At 67.9% G+C, this 14179-nt stretch carries 12 protein-coding genes; 3 read left to right on the top strand and 9 right to left on the bottom strand.

The window, feature by feature from the left end; all coding sequences use genetic code 11:
- Positions 1–15 precede the first annotated feature (15 nt).
- On the top strand, positions 16–1083 hold the full coding sequence (locus N536_RS0131310; protein WP_036438254.1) for a dihydrodipicolinate reductase: 1068 nt from the start codon (positions 16–18) through the stop codon (positions 1081–1083).
- A gap of 141 nt (positions 1084–1224) precedes the next feature.
- Here the strand turns inward: N536_RS0131310 and car are convergent, their stop codons facing one another.
- Positions 1225–4734 carry a carboxylic acid reductase gene (car, locus tag N536_RS0131305; RefSeq protein ID WP_029117224.1) on the bottom strand — a complete coding sequence of 1170 codons (3510 nt, stop codon included), beginning with the start codon at positions 4732–4734 and terminating at the stop codon, positions 1225–1227.
- Positions 4735–4916: 182 nt separating this feature from the next.
- On the opposite strand from car, the gene N536_RS0131300 reads away from it, so the two are divergent.
- Positions 4917–5849, top strand: a complete 933-nt coding sequence (locus N536_RS0131300; protein WP_029117223.1) for a class I SAM-dependent methyltransferase — start codon at positions 4917–4919, stop codon at positions 5847–5849.
- A 1-nt stretch (position 5850) separates the two neighbouring features.
- Here the strand turns inward: N536_RS0131300 and N536_RS0131295 are convergent, their stop codons facing one another.
- The 6 genes from N536_RS0131295 to N536_RS0131270 all read right to left on the bottom strand — a co-directional run bounded on the left by N536_RS0131295 (position 5851) and on the right by N536_RS0131270 (position 11746).
- Positions 5851–6744 (bottom strand): DMT family transporter, encoded by an 894-nt coding sequence (locus tag N536_RS0131295; RefSeq protein ID WP_029117222.1) that lies wholly within the window; start codon positions 6742–6744, stop codon positions 5851–5853.
- A 72-nt stretch (positions 6745–6816) separates the two neighbouring features.
- On the bottom strand, positions 6817–7071 hold the full coding sequence (locus N536_RS0131290) for a hypothetical protein (protein ID WP_029117221.1): 255 nt from the start codon (positions 7069–7071) through the stop codon (positions 6817–6819).
- 42 nt (positions 7072–7113) lie between these two features.
- A complete protein-coding gene (locus N536_RS0131285) occupies positions 7114–8178 on the bottom strand; it encodes a phosphotransferase (protein WP_029117220.1) in 1065 nt (354 codons plus the stop codon).
- Positions 8175–9377, bottom strand: a complete 1203-nt coding sequence (locus N536_RS0131280; protein ID WP_029117219.1) for a cytochrome P450 — start codon at positions 9375–9377, stop codon at positions 8175–8177. Before N536_RS0131280 ends, N536_RS0131285 begins: the two co-directional genes overlap by 4 nt.
- Before the next feature lie 85 nt (positions 9378–9462).
- Positions 9463–10452 carry a LacI family DNA-binding transcriptional regulator gene (locus N536_RS0131275; RefSeq protein WP_029117218.1) on the bottom strand — a complete coding sequence of 330 codons (990 nt, stop codon included), beginning with the start codon at positions 10450–10452 and terminating at the stop codon, positions 9463–9465.
- Between the two features lie 4 nt (positions 10453–10456).
- A complete protein-coding gene (locus N536_RS0131270; protein ID WP_029117217.1) occupies positions 10457–11746 on the bottom strand; it encodes an MFS transporter in 1290 nt (429 codons plus the stop codon).
- A 116-nt stretch (positions 11747–11862) separates the two neighbouring features.
- Here N536_RS0131270 and N536_RS0131265 point away from each other — a divergent pair, with 116 nt between their 5' ends.
- Positions 11863–12516 (top strand): O-methyltransferase, encoded by a 654-nt coding sequence (locus tag N536_RS0131265; protein ID WP_029117216.1) that lies wholly within the window; start codon positions 11863–11865, stop codon positions 12514–12516.
- Here the strand turns inward: N536_RS0131265 and N536_RS0131260 are convergent.
- A complete protein-coding gene (locus tag N536_RS0131260) occupies positions 12500–12952 on the bottom strand; it encodes an SRPBCC family protein (protein WP_029117215.1) in 453 nt (150 codons plus the stop codon). The two genes, N536_RS0131265 and N536_RS0131260, sit on opposite strands and share 17 nt — an antisense overlap.
- A gap of 42 nt (positions 12953–12994) precedes the next feature.
- Entirely contained in the window at positions 12995–13945 is a 951-nt protein-coding gene (locus tag N536_RS39965; protein ID WP_051574891.1) for an esterase family protein, read from the bottom strand.
- Positions 13946–14179: the final 234 nt, after the last annotated feature.

The following is a 14179-nucleotide window of genomic DNA, read 5'->3' as shown; positions in this document are numbered from 1 at the left end:
GGACGGGACACCGACATGGCACTGCGCATCATCCAATGGGGTACCGGTGCCATCGGCAAGGAAGTGCTCGCCACCATCCTCGACACCCGGTCCGGGCTCGAATTGGCCGGGGTCAGAGTGTATTCCGACGACAAGGACGGCGTCGACGCCGGAGAGTTGATCGGCCGCGAGCCGGTCGGTGTCATCGCCACCACCGACGTCGACCGCATCCTCGCCGTCGACGCCGACTGCGTGGTGTACACACCGCGCCTGACCGACCTCGACGAGGTCTGCGCCATCCTGGCCAGCGGCAAGAACGTCGTCACCACGGCATTCCTGTTCCACCCGGACCGCCTGCCCGCCGCCGACCGCGACCGTCTGCTGGCCGCATGTCACGCCGGCGGCGTCAGCGTCCACGGCAGCGGGCTGAATCCCGGGAACCTGTCCGGCGCACTGCCGTTGGCGATGGCGGGCATGAGCCGAACCATCGACAAGCTGACGCTGCAGGAGCGGGCCGACTGGTCGGTGTACGACAGCACCGCGATCACGTTCGACAACATGCGCTTCGGCAGCCCGGTCGACGAGATCGCCGTCACCGCAAACGAATTCCTCGCGTTCAACAGCTCCATCTTCACCGAGCAGGTGTGGCTGCTTGCCGATGCGCTGCACGCAGGCATCGACGAGGTGACGGCGACCGTCGAGGCAGTCGCCGCCGAACACGACCACGAGATCTTCGACCACGTGCTGCGCGCCGGGACCACGTCCGGTCAGCGGTGGAACTGGGTGGGACGCCGCGATGGTGTGGCACTCGTCGAGATCGAGACGCTGTGGACCGTCGGCAATGAGTACCCGAAGCACTGGCCCAAGCCGCAGCACGGCTGGACGCTCACGATCGAGGGCGACCCGTCGATGCGCACCCACTTCCTGTCGCTGGCCAGTTTCGAGCGCGACGCCACCATGCTCGAGCACGTCAACTCCGCGAACGTGGCAACCGGGATGCAGGTGTTGAACGCAGTGCCCGCGGTGTGCGCGGCGGCGCCGGGGTTCGCGGCAACGCCGTCGCTGGGCCCGGTCCGCAGCATGATCGGCTTCGGCAACACCTGAGCGCCGCCTCCAGCCCCCTCCCCCCATGCGCCGCCCTCTCCGCATGCGCCACCCCTCTCCCCATGCGCCGAGACTGCTGGGAGATCGCAAATTCGGCGAAAATTGCGATCCGACAGCAGTCTCGGCGGGGAGGTTGCGGGGTTAGAGGAGGCCGAGCAGCTCCAGGTCGGTGACGTACTTGACGATCACCGCAGGCGAGATGTGCGGAATGTCCTTGTCTGGACCGATCTTCGCGTCCTGCACCGCCGCACGGAACCGGTCCGTGGGCGCCATCGAGCCGTTGAGCGGGTGCTCCGGCTTCTGGTAGTTGTGCAACAGCGGCAGAAGCGATGCGGCGCGCTGCTTCTCGGGCAGGGCCCGCAGCGTGGTCTCGAACCGCTGCAACCAGGAGCCGTAGTCGTCGACGCGCCGGATCGGATAGCCCGCCTCGATGAGCCAGTCCACGAACTCGTCCATGCCGATGCCGTCGTCGTACGGGTTCATCACGTGGTACGTCTCGAACCCCTGGACTCGATCACTTCCCGGGTCGCTTCGCTCCTGCCCTCCGAAGTTCGCGCCCAGCGTCGAGATCGCCTCCGCGATGAACTCCACCGGCAACCCGTCGTAGTGCGCCCGCTGGCGGTTGCCCTCACCGTCGAGCTCGTAGAACGACTGCGGCGCAACGCCGGTCGCAACGAGCGAAAGCATCATGCGGGTGAACATGTCGGGCAGGTTGAGCTGTCCGGCGTAGGTCGTGTCGGCCAGGATCATGTCGCAGCGGAACACCGAGACGGGCAGGCCGAACTGCTCGTTGGCCTCGCGCAGCAGCACCTCGCCGCCCCACTTGCTGTTGCCGTAACCGTTGGCGTAGCTGTCGTCGACGTTGCGGGTCGCGCTGACCACGCGGACGTCGGCGTCCTCGGTGTTGGCGCTCGGGTCGATCCCCGCGCCGACGGCCATCGTCGACACGTAGACGAACGGCTTGATCTTCGTCGTGAGCGCGATGCGGATGAGCTCGGCAGTGCCGAGCACGTTCGGCCCGAACAGCTGGCTGTAGGGCAGTACGTGGTTGACCAGGGCGGCGGGGTCGACGATCAGGTCGACGGTGTCGGCCAGCCGCTGCCACGTCGCGTCGTCGAGGCCGAGGTTGGCCTCACCCTTGTCGCCTGCGAACACCTCGAGGTGCTCGGCGGCCAGTGCACGGTAGTGCTCCAACAGCTTCGGGTCACCGCTGTCGAACGTCGCGTCGAGGCGGGCGCGCGCGGCGGCGTCGTCCTTCGCACGGACCAGGCAGATCACCTTGCCGTCGACCAGATCCATCCGCTCGAGCCACTCCAGGGCCAGATAGCGGCCGAGGAATCCGGTTGCGCCGGTGAGCAATACGGTGCGGATCTCCTTGGCGGGGCCGGGCAATGATGCCGCGGCGGAAAGGGTCTCCGAATCGAAGAACTTGTCCAGCGTCAGATCGCGGGCGTGCACCTCGGTGGCGTCACGGCCGTGCACGGCCGCGTAGGTGGGGCGCTTCGACCCGCCCGCGCGCTCGGTCTCGACGTAGGCGGCGATGGACGCCAAATCGCTTGCCGGGCTGACGATCACGCCAACGGGCACGTCCACGTCGAAGATTTCGTGCAGCAGGTTGGCGAACGTCAACGCCGACAAGGAGTCTCCGCCGAGATCGGTGAACTGGGCGTCGCCGCGCACGTCGGACGCGGCGGCGCCGAGCAGCGCGGTCGCGGCGCGGCTGACGGTCTCCAGCACCGGGCGCTCCGCGCCGCTCTTGCGCAGTGCGCGCAACTCGCCCGCCTGGTTGTCGGCGAGATCGACGTAGAGCTGCTCGAGCTGCGGGCCGTAGCGCTCCTTCAGCCGCGGCCACGCCAGCTTGCGAATCCCGGTCAGCAGACCGTTCTCGAGCGTGAAAGGCGTTGTCTCGATGATGAAGTCGCGCGGAATCTCGTAGGACTGCAGACCCGCCGCGCGGGCGGCCTCCTTCAGCGACGCGTTGATCGCGCCCTTGAGCTCGTCGGCGCCGTACCGGGACAGGGCGTCCTCGGTCGGCACGACGACTGCCAAGAGGTAGGGCCGTGCGCTGTTGCCGTACACGAAGATCTGCCGCACCAGGGGGCTGTCGCCGAACGCGGCCTCCAGCTTGGAGACGGTGACGAACTCGCCCTGCGAGAGCTTGAGCACGTTGTTGCGCCGGTCCAGGTATTGCAGCCGGTCGGGGCCGAGCTCGGCGACGACGTCACCGGTGCGGTAGTAACCGTCCGCGTCGAACACCTCGGCAGTGACCTCGGGCCGCTTGTAGTACCCGGGGAACAGTTGGTCGGACTTGACCAGCAGCTCACCGCGCGGGTGCGGCACGTCGGTGCCGAAGTAGCCCAGATCGGGCACGTCGACCAGCTTGTAGTCGATGACCGGGGGCCGCCGGATTTGCCCGTCGACGAAGACGGCGCCCGCCTCGGTGGAGCCGTAGCCCTCGATCACGTGCATGTCGAGGAACTCCTCGACCCACGCCTTCAATTCGGGGGAGATCGGCGCGGAGCCGGTGATGGCGGTGACGTACCGGCCACCGAGCAGGCGCTCCCGCAGCTCGTCGACGCCGGCGCCGCGATCGGTCTGGCTGACGTACTCCTGGTAGAGCATGTCCCAGATCCGCGGCACGAAGTTCAGCTGGGTCGGCCGGGCCAGCGCCAGGTCTTCGAGGAACGTGGACAGGTCGCTGCGGGCGGCGAAGTAGACGGTGCCGCCTGCGGCCAGCGAGCCGTACAGGATGCCGCGGCCCATCACGTGGCTCATCGGCAGGAAGCTCAGCGTGATCGCAGGCAGCACGCCCTGGTTGTCGTCCCAGCCAGCGTTCGCGGCCGACTTCCACATGTTCGCGACCTTGCCCGCGGGGTACATCGCGCCCTTGGGGGCACCGGTGCTGCCGGAGGTGTAGATGAGCAACGCCAGCGGATCGTCACCGTCGGCCGTCACTCCCTCGAAGGGCACCGAACGGCCGCGTGCGAGCACGTCGGCGAGCGTCTCGACGATCACGCCGCTGCCTTCGAGTGCTGCCTTGGCCGCCTCGAGGGCGTCGCGCTGGTCGTCGACCTCGGGCTGGAAGTCGAAGACCACCAACCGTTCTGGCGCGGGCCCTGAGGAGATGAGCTCGACGGCGTCGTCGACGTAGTCGATGCTCGACGCGATCAGCACCGGCTCGGTCTCGGCGATGATCGGCCGCAGCTGAGCCTGCGGCGCGCTGGTCTGCAACGGCACGGATACCGCGCCGAGCTGCGTCAGGGCAGTGTCGACGACGGTGTAGTCGACGCTGGTGAAGCCGAGGATGGCGACCCGGTCGCCGGGCCGGACGGGTGCGTCGTGCAGGGCGGCGCCGAAGGCGTGCACGCGTTCCCACAGCTGGCCGTAGCTGACGGTGTCGAATCGCGGCAGCAGGCGGGCCGTCGTGCGGCCGGTACCGTCGGTGACGTACTCGACAGCGCGCTGGCCGAGGGCCGGCCGGTCGGCGTAGCCCTGGATCACGGTGCGCACGACGTCGGGCAGCCGCAGGCCGGGCTGGTCGGCGGCGGCGCTGATGGCGTAGTCGGGCTTGGCGGCGGCGAATTGCTCGTCGTGGGCGTACAGGTCGGCGATGCGGCGCTCGAGGCGCGCTTCGCGGGTGTGGATCGACATGAAAATCCTCTACGAAATTCGCGGAAAGTTGGTTATTGGTGGGCCTCGCTGCCCAACCATCCGACACAACGTTAGCAAAACTAAAGATATGCCCCAAATGGCTGACCTGGGAGTTTCCTGTGACGGGAACAACTCGCCAGCTTGGTCGTTATACTGGCTAAGTAACTTCTGAGAGGTGGAGCATGACGAGGACCAACGACGACAGCTGGGATCTGGCGACCAGCGTAGGGGCCACGGCGACCATGGTGGCGGCAGCGCGAGCGATCGCGACCAACGCCGACGCGATCGACGATCCCTTCGCCGAGCCACTCGTCCGCGCGGTCGGTGTGGACTTTCTCACCCGCTGGGCCACCGGCCAACTGACCGGCGAGGACCTTGACGTCGAGGGCTCCGGTTGGGGACTGCAGCAGATGCCCACCGCGATGGCGGCGCGCACGCGGTACTTCGACAAGTTCTTCGCCGAGGCCGCCGACGCAGGCATCCGCCAGGCCGTGATCCTGGCATCCGGCCTGGACGCCCGGGCCTATCGGCTGGACTGGCCGGCGGGCATGACGGTGTTCGAGATCGATCAGCCCGAGGTCATCGCCTTCAAGACGACGACGCTGGCCGGGCTCGGCGCCGAGCCAAAGGCCGAGCTGCGCACGGTCGCGATCGACCTGCGCGACGACTGGCCGACGGCGCTGAAAGCCGCCGGCTTCGACGTCACCAAGCCATCGGCGTGGATCGCCGAGGGCCTGCTCGGCTATCTCCCGCCCGAGGCCCAGGATCGGCTGCTGGACGCCGTCACCGCACTCAGCGCGCCCGGCAGCCGGCTGGGCACCGAGGCCGTGCCCAACACCGCGGACTTCGCAGCCGACGAGGCCAGGGAGAAGATGCGGCAGGCCACGGCCAAGTGGCGCGACCACGGCTTCGACCTCGACTTCTCCGAGCTGGGGTTCGAGGGCGAACGCAACCACGTTGGCGACTACCTGGACGCGCACGGCTGGGAGTCGGTCGGCACGCCGATGAGCGAACTGTTGGCCAGCAACGGTTTTCCCGCGATCACGAAGGCCGACGACGAGGACGAGCGGATGACGATGAACGGCGTCACCTACTTCACCTCGATACTGCGCTGACTCACGCCGCGCCGCGTGCGGCCTTCATCTCGATCTCGGCCTCGTAGGCACCCTCGTCACGACCGAGCGCGACGGTGGCCGCCGTCATCGCGGCGATGGCGACGGTCAGCGCGATGGCCTCGTACCGGCCGGCATCGAGTTCCTCGCCGAGCAGGATGGCGCCGAGGAAGACCGCAACGACGGGCTCGAGCACCAACATCGTCGGCACCGACGTCTGTAGCGCACCGGCGTGAAACGCGGACTGCTGTAGCAGCGTCGCCAGGACGCCGAGTATGACGAGCGCGTACGGGGCCGGGGTGGCCAGCAGCCTCAGTGCCCCGCGCTCGTCGAACAGGTGCATGACGACCTTCGTCAGGACGGCGACGGAGCCGAACAGCACGCCGACGGCGACGGCGAGCAGCACCGCGCGTTGCCAGCCACCGATCTTCACTCCCACCACGACGGCGCCCACGATGATCACGCCGCAGACTATGGCGACGATCGTCGAGACGGGGACCGTCGCAGGGCGTTCCTGCGGACCTGGCCTGGCGAGAAGCACGAACACTGCCAGTGATGCGGTCAGCACTCCGGCCCACAACCATTCGCCGCGGGTGACGCGGCGGCCCGCCAGCCGCGCGCTCATCGGCAGCGCGAAGAGCAACGCCGACACCAGCAGCGGCTGGACGAGGATGAGGGAGCCCTTGATCAGGGCGAGCGCCTGGAAGACGTACCCGAGCACGGCCGCAGCGGTACCTGCCCACCACAGCGGGCGCCGCAGCAGCGTGGTGAACATGACGGCGCTGACGCCCTGCTCGGACGGCACGTCGATGGTCGCGCGCTGGCGGACGACGATGCCGATCGCCATGAACACCGCCGCGCACAACGCGAGGAGGACGACTAGCCCCTGGGCCACCAACGTCCTCGACATCCCTTCATCGGCGCGCGACAGGCCGTATTGGTACCTGTCGACTCCACCGTAGAGGTGTCGTCAGCTCGCTTCGACTCGAGTGTCCTGCGTGACCGGATCGATCTTGTCGGTCACCTTGGCCACGGCGTCGTCGACCCGGCTGACCGCGGCGTCGCACAGGTCGCGGACCTTGCCCCCGGCGGTATCGACGTCGTCGGCCGCACTGAGCAGGTAGGACCTGACGTTGATCCGCAGCCGCTCCCCCGCGGTCCGTAGTCGGTCGCGCAACCGGTCGTCGACCTCGACGGTGACGTAGGGCAATAGTTTGATCCGCATATCGGCAACCCCCATCGTGACGGATGCCGACCAGCGTAGCGGTCAGATCAGGTCGGCGATGGCCGCAGCCGTCTGCAGGTCCTCGTAGGCCGCCGAATACCGTTGCGCGAGAGCCAGAGCGATGTCGGGGCGCTGCCACAGTTCGCCCGCGCTGGCCGTGCACAGCCACAGCGTCAGGCCGTGCGCCACCGAGGCGCGGTAGCGCAGCCAGATCTCGTCCAGCGACGGCAGCTCGTCGGCGGGCAACCCCAGCGCGTCGCGGTACTCCTCCAGCAGTGTCCGCTCGGTGCGGCGGCGATCCTCGGTGGTCAGTGCGCCCTGCAGGAAGTAGCCGAGGTCCAGCGCGAAGTTGCCCCGCCGCGCCACCTGCCAGTCGAGGAATCCGACGTCGCCGTCGGGCAGGAGATAGGTGTTGCCGATGTGCGCGTCGCCGTGCAGCAGCGTGGGCGGGCCGACGGTCAGCGTGCGGACGTAGGGCTTCCAGAGGTCCTCGATGAGGCCGCCGATGGTCAGTGCGTGCACGGAGGCCGGGGCGTCGTCGCCGAGGCGTTCCAGCGCGGCGGGCAGCGGCGCGTACTGCATGCCGTCCCACGGCACGAAGGCCTCCAGCCAGGCGAGCTCGGGCCGGTCCACGCGCGCGCCCCAGAATTCGCCGTGCATCCGGCCCAGGGCGCGCACGCCGTTGGCGGCCTGTTCGGGAGTCAGCGGCCGGGTGGCGTCGCGCGGGTCGGCACCGCGGGCGGTGAGGTCCTCCATCACCAGCAGGAAGTCTTCCTCCGCCTCGTCGATGGGCGCAGCGTAGACCAGTGGATGTTCCAGCGGCAGAACGATATTCGAGTTGAACAGCCGCGGCTCGTGGAGCAGCCCGCTGGTCATCTTGATCATTGCCTTGTGGTCGGGGTCGACGGCCTTGACGAAGACGGTCGCCGGGCCGGAACCCGCGGAGTAGCTCAGCGCGAGCCGCGCCCGCCGGTTGGTGCCGTCGTCGCGCATGTCGACGCGCACCTCGGCCACGACGGCGTCGGGGTGAACCTGCGCCAGCGCGACGGTCATCCACTCCGGGGTGACCTCCGCCCAGTCGCTGGGGACGAGCAGGCTCGCGGTCATCGGATGAACGCCGGCATGCTGTCCCAGCCCCGCACGGTCGACGTCGGCGACAGCGCGGCGTTGTCCAGGTCGACGTCCCACTCCGGGAAGCGCTTCAGGATCTCCTCCAAGGCGATGCGCCCTTCGAGCCGCGCCAGCGCCGAGCCGAGGCAGAAGTGCGTGCCGACGCTGAACGCCAGGTGCTGGCGCGGTTCGCGGTGGATGTCGAAGACCTCGCCGTCGGGTGGGAACTGGCGGTGGTCGCGCACCGCCGCGCCGATCAGCATCATCATCGTGCTGCCCGCAGGCACGGTCTGGCCGTAGAACTCGACGTCCCGGGTGACGTAGCGGGCCACGTGTGGCGCGGGGGGCTCGAACCGCAGCAGCTCCTCGATGGCCTGCGGGATCAGGTGGGGATTCTGCGCCAGCTCGCGGCGCTGGTCGGGATGCTCGGCCAAAACCTTTCCGGCCCAACCGATCAGGCGGGTGGTGGTCTCGTTGCCAGCGCCCGCCACCACGTTGATGTAGATCAGCAGTTCCTCGCGGGTCAGCCGGCGCGTAACCCCACGGTTGTCGACGAAGCTGACGTTGAGCAGTTCGGTCATGATGTCGTCGGACGGGTTGTCGGCGCGCCAGTCGATGTAGGCCTCGAAGATCTCGCCGGTGACCAGACCCTCCTCGGCGGCCTTCATGGGTTTGCCCGCCTCCGTACGCAATTGGGCGTTGGCGTGGTCGCGGATCATCTCCTGGTCGCCCTCGGGGATGCCGAGCAGCGCGCTGATCACCTTCATCGGCATCGTGGCCCCGAGGTCGGTGACGAAGTCGAACTTGCCGGTGCCGACGAGCGGGTCCAGGCTCTCCGCGCAGTAGGCGCGGATCTTGGGTTCCAGCGCATTGATCTTGCGCGGCGTGAACATCCGCGAGAGCAGTTTGCGGTGCGTGGTGTGAATCGGCGGATCTTCGAAGATCAATGCCCCCGAAGGGATTTCGATGTTCGCCTTGATCAGTTCGATGATCGCGCCACGCGCTGAACTGAACGTCTCGTGATCGACGAGCGCCCGGTTGACGTCGGCGAAGCGGCTCAGCGCCCAGAAGTCGTACTGCTCGTTGTAGTAGAGCGGTGCTTCTTCGCGAAGTCGTGCGAAAGTCGGATACGGATCCGTGTTGATTTCGACGTCGTAGGGGTCGAAGTACACGTCACTGGTGGTTTCGAGCGTCACGACGTCCGCCTCTCCGAGGACTGCAGCATTACTTACCCGCGTAAGTTACCCCGCTGAGCGCTCGCACGGCAAGGTCGGGACGATGTCAGGTGGAGTCGCGCTGAACCAGCGTCGCCACGTTCTCACTGCTGGGCTCGTGCACCGACGGATAGCCCAGCTCCGTCATCATGGCCGCGACGGAGACGGCGACGATGGTCTCGGCGTCGAAGGAGACCGAGGTCAGCGGCGGCGCGCTGACCGCCCCGAGTGGTCTCGCGTCGACGCCCATCACGGCCAGATCCTCCGGGCAGCGCATGCCGGCCTGGCGGATGCCGTGCAGCACCACCATGGCGGTCTCGTCGCTGTCGGCGCATACCGCGGTGACGCCGTCGGCGACGAGCGCGCGGACTTCGTCGGCCGCGTTCGTCCCGTCCCTGTCGAACGTCGCGGTCGTGATGGCGGGCAGTTGCCTGGCGGACGCGGCCACCCGCAGCCCCTCGAGCCAGTACTCGCCCAGCGGTCGCAGCGGATCGAGGTCCGAGAACGCGAACGCCAGTCGGCGGTGGCCCCGCGACACCAGGTGCTCGACCCGCATGTCACCGATCGTCAGGTGCAGCGCGCCCATCGCGTGCAGTTGGGCGCTGCCCAGATGGATTTGCGGGATGCGCGCCGCCGTGACAGCTTCCAACGCAGCCCCACTGAGCGGGAACACGCTGGTCACGGCGATCGGGTTGAGATCGGCGATGGCGTCGACGACGTTGCGGCCGTCCTCCGTCTCGAACTGCAGCGACAGCACGACGCCGTGTCGCGCCAGCGCCGCCGTCAGCCGGCTGCCGACCTCGATGAGCAGGTCGCCCAGCGAGATGCGCGGCACGATGTACAACATCACGCCGCTGCCTCCGACCGCGAGGTTGCGTGCCGCCAGGTTCGGCCGGTAGCCGAGTTCGGCGGCCGCGGCGCGCACCGCCGCCCGGGTCTGCGCCGAGATGGTCTGGCCCGCGACGTCGTTCAGGACGTAGGTGACCGTCGCCGTGGAGACCTTGGCCAGCCGTGCGACGTCGGCCTTGGTCGGCCGGGCTGCTCCCTTCACTCCCATGGGGTCATGGTGGCACGGCGAGCGCACGCAGGGGCTGACCGGCGGTTTCCCGCAACGCGAACACGGTCGCGAGCGACACCGCGGCGGCGGCGGTCAGATAGAACGCGGGCGCCAGCACGTTGCCGGTGCTCGTGGTCAGCCACGTGACGACGTACGGCGTCGTCCCACCGAACCCGGCCACCGCGACGTTGTAGCCGATCGAGAACCCGCTGTAGCGCACCCGGGTGGAGAAGAGTTCCACACCCGCGGTGACGGCGGTCGACACGTAGACCGATTCGATCGCCGCCAGCATGCAGTGCGCCGTGATCGCCGACGCCAGCGATCCCGAATTGAGAAGCAGGAAAAGAGGATACGACAAGACTGCGAACAATGCGGATCCGGCGATCAGCATCGGCCGCCTGCCAACCCGATCCGACAGCGCCGCGAGCGGAAGGATCAGGATCAGCGCGACCAGACTAGCCAGGGTGACCGAGGTGAACGACGCCGTCTTCGAGTACTGCAACGTCTTGATCAGGTAGGTCGGCAGAAACGTGAAGACCACGTAGTAGCCGACGTTGAAGATCAGGAACAGCCCGATCACCTGAAGGATCGGCAACCACGACGTCGTGACCGCCTCGTGCAGCGGCCGCTTCGCCACCTCGTCTCGCGTACTCAGCTCGGTGAATTCCGGGGTGTCGTCGAGGCGCAACCGGATGTACAGACCGACCAGGCCCAGCGGCGCGGCGAGCAGGAAGGGGATGCGCCAGCCGTAGCTCTGCATCGCGGCGGCGGGCAGTGCGGCCTGCAACACCGTGACGGTGACGGACCCGAGCAGGAAGCCCACCACGCCCGACCACGCCATGAACGTGACCACGAGGCCACGCCGCTGCGGAGCCGCGTACTCCGCGAGGTACACCGCGCCGCCACCGTATTCACCACCGGCCGAGAACCCCTGCAGGCAGCGGAAGAACAGCAACAGCAGCGGCGCGCCGACGCCGATCGCGGCGTAGGTCGGCAACAGCCCGATCGCCACGGTGGCAGCGGACATCAGCAGGATCACGATCGCGAGCACGCGTTGCCTGCCGATCCGGTCGCCCAGCGGACCGAACACGAAACCACCGAGCGGACGCATGAAGAAGGCGGCGGCGAAGATGGCGAACGTGTTCAGCAGCGCCGCGGTGTCATCGCCGGCCGGGAAGAAGTTGGCGGCGACGTACGTGGCGAGGAAGCCGTAGATGGCGAAGTCGAACCACTCCACGGCGTTGCCGATCGACGCGCCGGTGATGGCCTTGCGGACGGCTGACTTGGGCGGCATGGCGACCTAGGCTATTCATCCTCCGTTTCCCTGGGCGCAGAACGGATTTGAGCGATCCGCTTAGCATCGCCGAGGGACTTATGACACGCACAGCCTCGGCGCGTAGCTTCGAGTCCATGACCACGCTTGCAGACACCAGGGTCGCGTCGGCCCTGGACAGGATGTACTCCGAGTCCCGCGATCAGATGTCGACGCTGCGGTCCCGGTTCGACGGCGTCGACATGGCCAACGCCACCGCGCAGGAGCGCGCCGATGCGCTCAGTGACTTCTATCTGCCCGTCACGCCCGAAGCCGGCCGGCTGCTCTACGCACTGGTGCGGGCAGCGCGCCCGGAAACGGTCGTCGAGTTCGGCATGTCGCTGGGCCTGTCCGGCATCCACCTGGCGTCGGCCGTGCGCGACAACGGCAGCGGACGCGTCGTCACCACCGAACTGAGCGCCGCCAAGGTCGAGACGGCGAAGCGCAACTTCGCCGACGCCGGACTTGCCGACGTCATTACCGTGCTCGAAGGCGATGCGCTGACCACGCTGACCACGCTCGACGGCCCGGTGGGCTTCGTGCTGCTGGACGGGTGGAAGGAGCTCTACCTGCCGGTGATCAAGCTTCTCGAAGCGCGGCTGACGCCCGGCGCGCTGATCGTCGCCGACAACACCAACATGGCCGACACCCAGCCGTACCTCGACTACGTGCGGGACCCGGCCAACGGCTACGTCAGCGTGAACTTCCTCGCCAGGGACTCCGACAGCATGGAGATCAGCTGCCGGGTCTGACGGACTCCGAGCCGAGACGAGCGAGATTCCGCACGGAGTTCTCGACGTCGGAACGCAGCACCCTAGCGACCAACTTCCCCAACGGTCCGCTCAGCATCGGCCCGGCAAGGTTTGCAACCAGGTGAAACGTGGTCCCCGGGCGATCGTCGCGGATGGTGAGGTTCAGGGATATCCGCACGCCGCCACGCCCGCGGCCGCGCATCCCGATGCACTTCGGCGCGTCGTAATCGGTGACTTCCCAGTGAATGGTGTTGCTGATTCCCTTCACCTTGATGCAGGAGGACACCTTGGTGCCCTTCCCGATCTCGTCCGGCACAGGGCTCTTCCAGCCGCCGAAGATGGTCAGCCACTCGTCGAACCGGTTCAGGTCCGACGCCAACGCCCAGGCCCGGTCGGGTGAGAGGTCGGAGGATACGGATACGTCGACACCAGCCATGTCCCCCTCATTACCCGTTGACGGCGCCGGGCAATCGCGGAGCTACGCCGGCGGAGCGGGCGGTGGGGGCGGAGGGGCCGGCACGCCGAGCACCCGCTGCAGATCCGGCTTCATCGCCAGCAGCTGCGACCCCCAGTAGCCCCAGCTGTGCGTGCCGTTGGGCGGGAAGTTGAACACCGCGTTGCGCCCGCCCGCGGCCAGGTACTTCTTCTGGAAGTCCTTGTTGGTGCTGATCGTGATGTTCTCGAGGAACTGGGCGCTGTACATGGTGCCGAAGTCACCGGGCGCGTCCAGGTCGGACGATCTGCCGTTGCCGCAGTAGACCCACACCGCCGTGTTGTTGGCGACCAGGGTTCCGATGTTGACCATGGGATCGTTGCGCCGCCACGCCGGGTCGCTTGCCGTGCCCCACATGTCGGTGGAGTTGAACCCGCCGGCATCCTTCATCGCGAAGCCGATCATGGTGGGCCACAAGCCTTGTGACGGGTTCAGGAATCCGGACAGGGAGCCGGCGAAGATGAACTGCGCGGGGTGCCAGATCGCCAGCGTCAACGCCGCGCCGCCCGCCATCGACAGGCCCACCACCGCGTTGCCGACCGGATCGACGCCCTTGTTCGCCGCCAGCCAGCCGGGCAGTTCCTGTGTCAGGAACGTCTCCCACTTGTAGGTCACGGTGCCCGCGCTGCCCGCCGCGGGCCGGTACCAGTCGCTGTAGAAGCTGGACTGGCCGCCGACGGGCATCACCAGCGAGAGCCCGGACTGGTAGTACCACTCGAATGCAGCGGTGTTGATGTCCCAGCCGCTGGCGTCCTCCTGGGCGCGCAAGCCGTCCAGCAGATAGACCGCCTTCGGGCCGCCGCCTTGGAACTCGACCTTGATGTTGCGGCCCATCGACGGTGACGGCACGTCCAACTGTTCGACGGGCAGGCCTTCGCGTGAATACGCCGCCGCTGTGGGCATCGATCCGGTCAGGCCGACGAGGCCGGGGACCATCGCGATGGCCGCAACGGCGACGGTCAACCGCCGCACGATCGCGCGTCGACTCCTCTGCACACCCGTCTTCAACACCGGTCAACCCCTTTCACGTGTCCTGTCGATCGCAAGCTAACAGCGGGCCGGATCGGCGCGATCCGGGCACGCCGCGCCGTAATCGCCTCGTTATCAAGGGGTTCGGCGGGCTGAGGCTCACCGCTTGGTTGTGTGCCCGCCCAATGCCAGCTGTGAGCC

Origin of the sequence: Mycobacterium sp. URHB0044 (assembly GCF_000620625.1) — a bacterium.
Lineage (GTDB): Bacteria > Actinomycetota > Actinomycetes > Mycobacteriales > Mycobacteriaceae > Mycobacterium.
Note: the sequence above shows the minus strand (reverse complement) of the source record. Positions and strands in the feature narration are given on the sequence as shown.

What these genes read in the sequence shown, in the direction of transcription:
- N536_RS0131310 (WP_036438254.1), top strand. Translation starts at nt 16, where the DNA reads ATGGCACTGCGCATCATCCAATGGGGTACCGGTGCCATCGGCAAGGAA.
- car (WP_029117224.1), bottom strand. Translation starts at nt 4,734, where the DNA reads ATGTCGATCCACACCCGCGAAGCGCGCCTCGAGCGCCGCATCGCCGAC.
- N536_RS0131300 (WP_029117223.1), top strand. Translation starts at nt 4,917, where the DNA reads ATGACGAGGACCAACGACGACAGCTGGGATCTGGCGACCAGCGTAGGG.
- N536_RS0131290 (WP_029117221.1), bottom strand. Translation starts at nt 7,071, where the DNA reads ATGCGGATCAAACTATTGCCCTACGTCACCGTCGAGGTCGACGACCGG.
- N536_RS0131285 (WP_029117220.1), bottom strand. Translation starts at nt 8,178, where the DNA reads ATGACCGCGAGCCTGCTCGTCCCCAGCGACTGGGCGGAGGTCACCCCG.
- N536_RS0131275 (WP_029117218.1), bottom strand. Translation starts at nt 10,452, where the DNA reads ATGGGAGTGAAGGGAGCAGCCCGGCCGACCAAGGCCGACGTCGCACGG.
- N536_RS0131270 (WP_029117217.1), bottom strand. Translation starts at nt 11,746, where the DNA reads ATGCCGCCCAAGTCAGCCGTCCGCAAGGCCATCACCGGCGCGTCGATC.
- N536_RS0131265 (WP_029117216.1), top strand. Translation starts at nt 11,863, where the DNA reads ATGACCACGCTTGCAGACACCAGGGTCGCGTCGGCCCTGGACAGGATG.
- N536_RS0131260 (WP_029117215.1), bottom strand. Translation starts at nt 12,952, where the DNA reads ATGGCTGGTGTCGACGTATCCGTATCCTCCGACCTCTCACCCGACCGG.
- N536_RS39965 (WP_051574891.1), bottom strand. Translation starts at nt 13,945, where the DNA reads ATGGTCCCCGGCCTCGTCGGCCTGACCGGATCGATGCCCACAGCGGCG.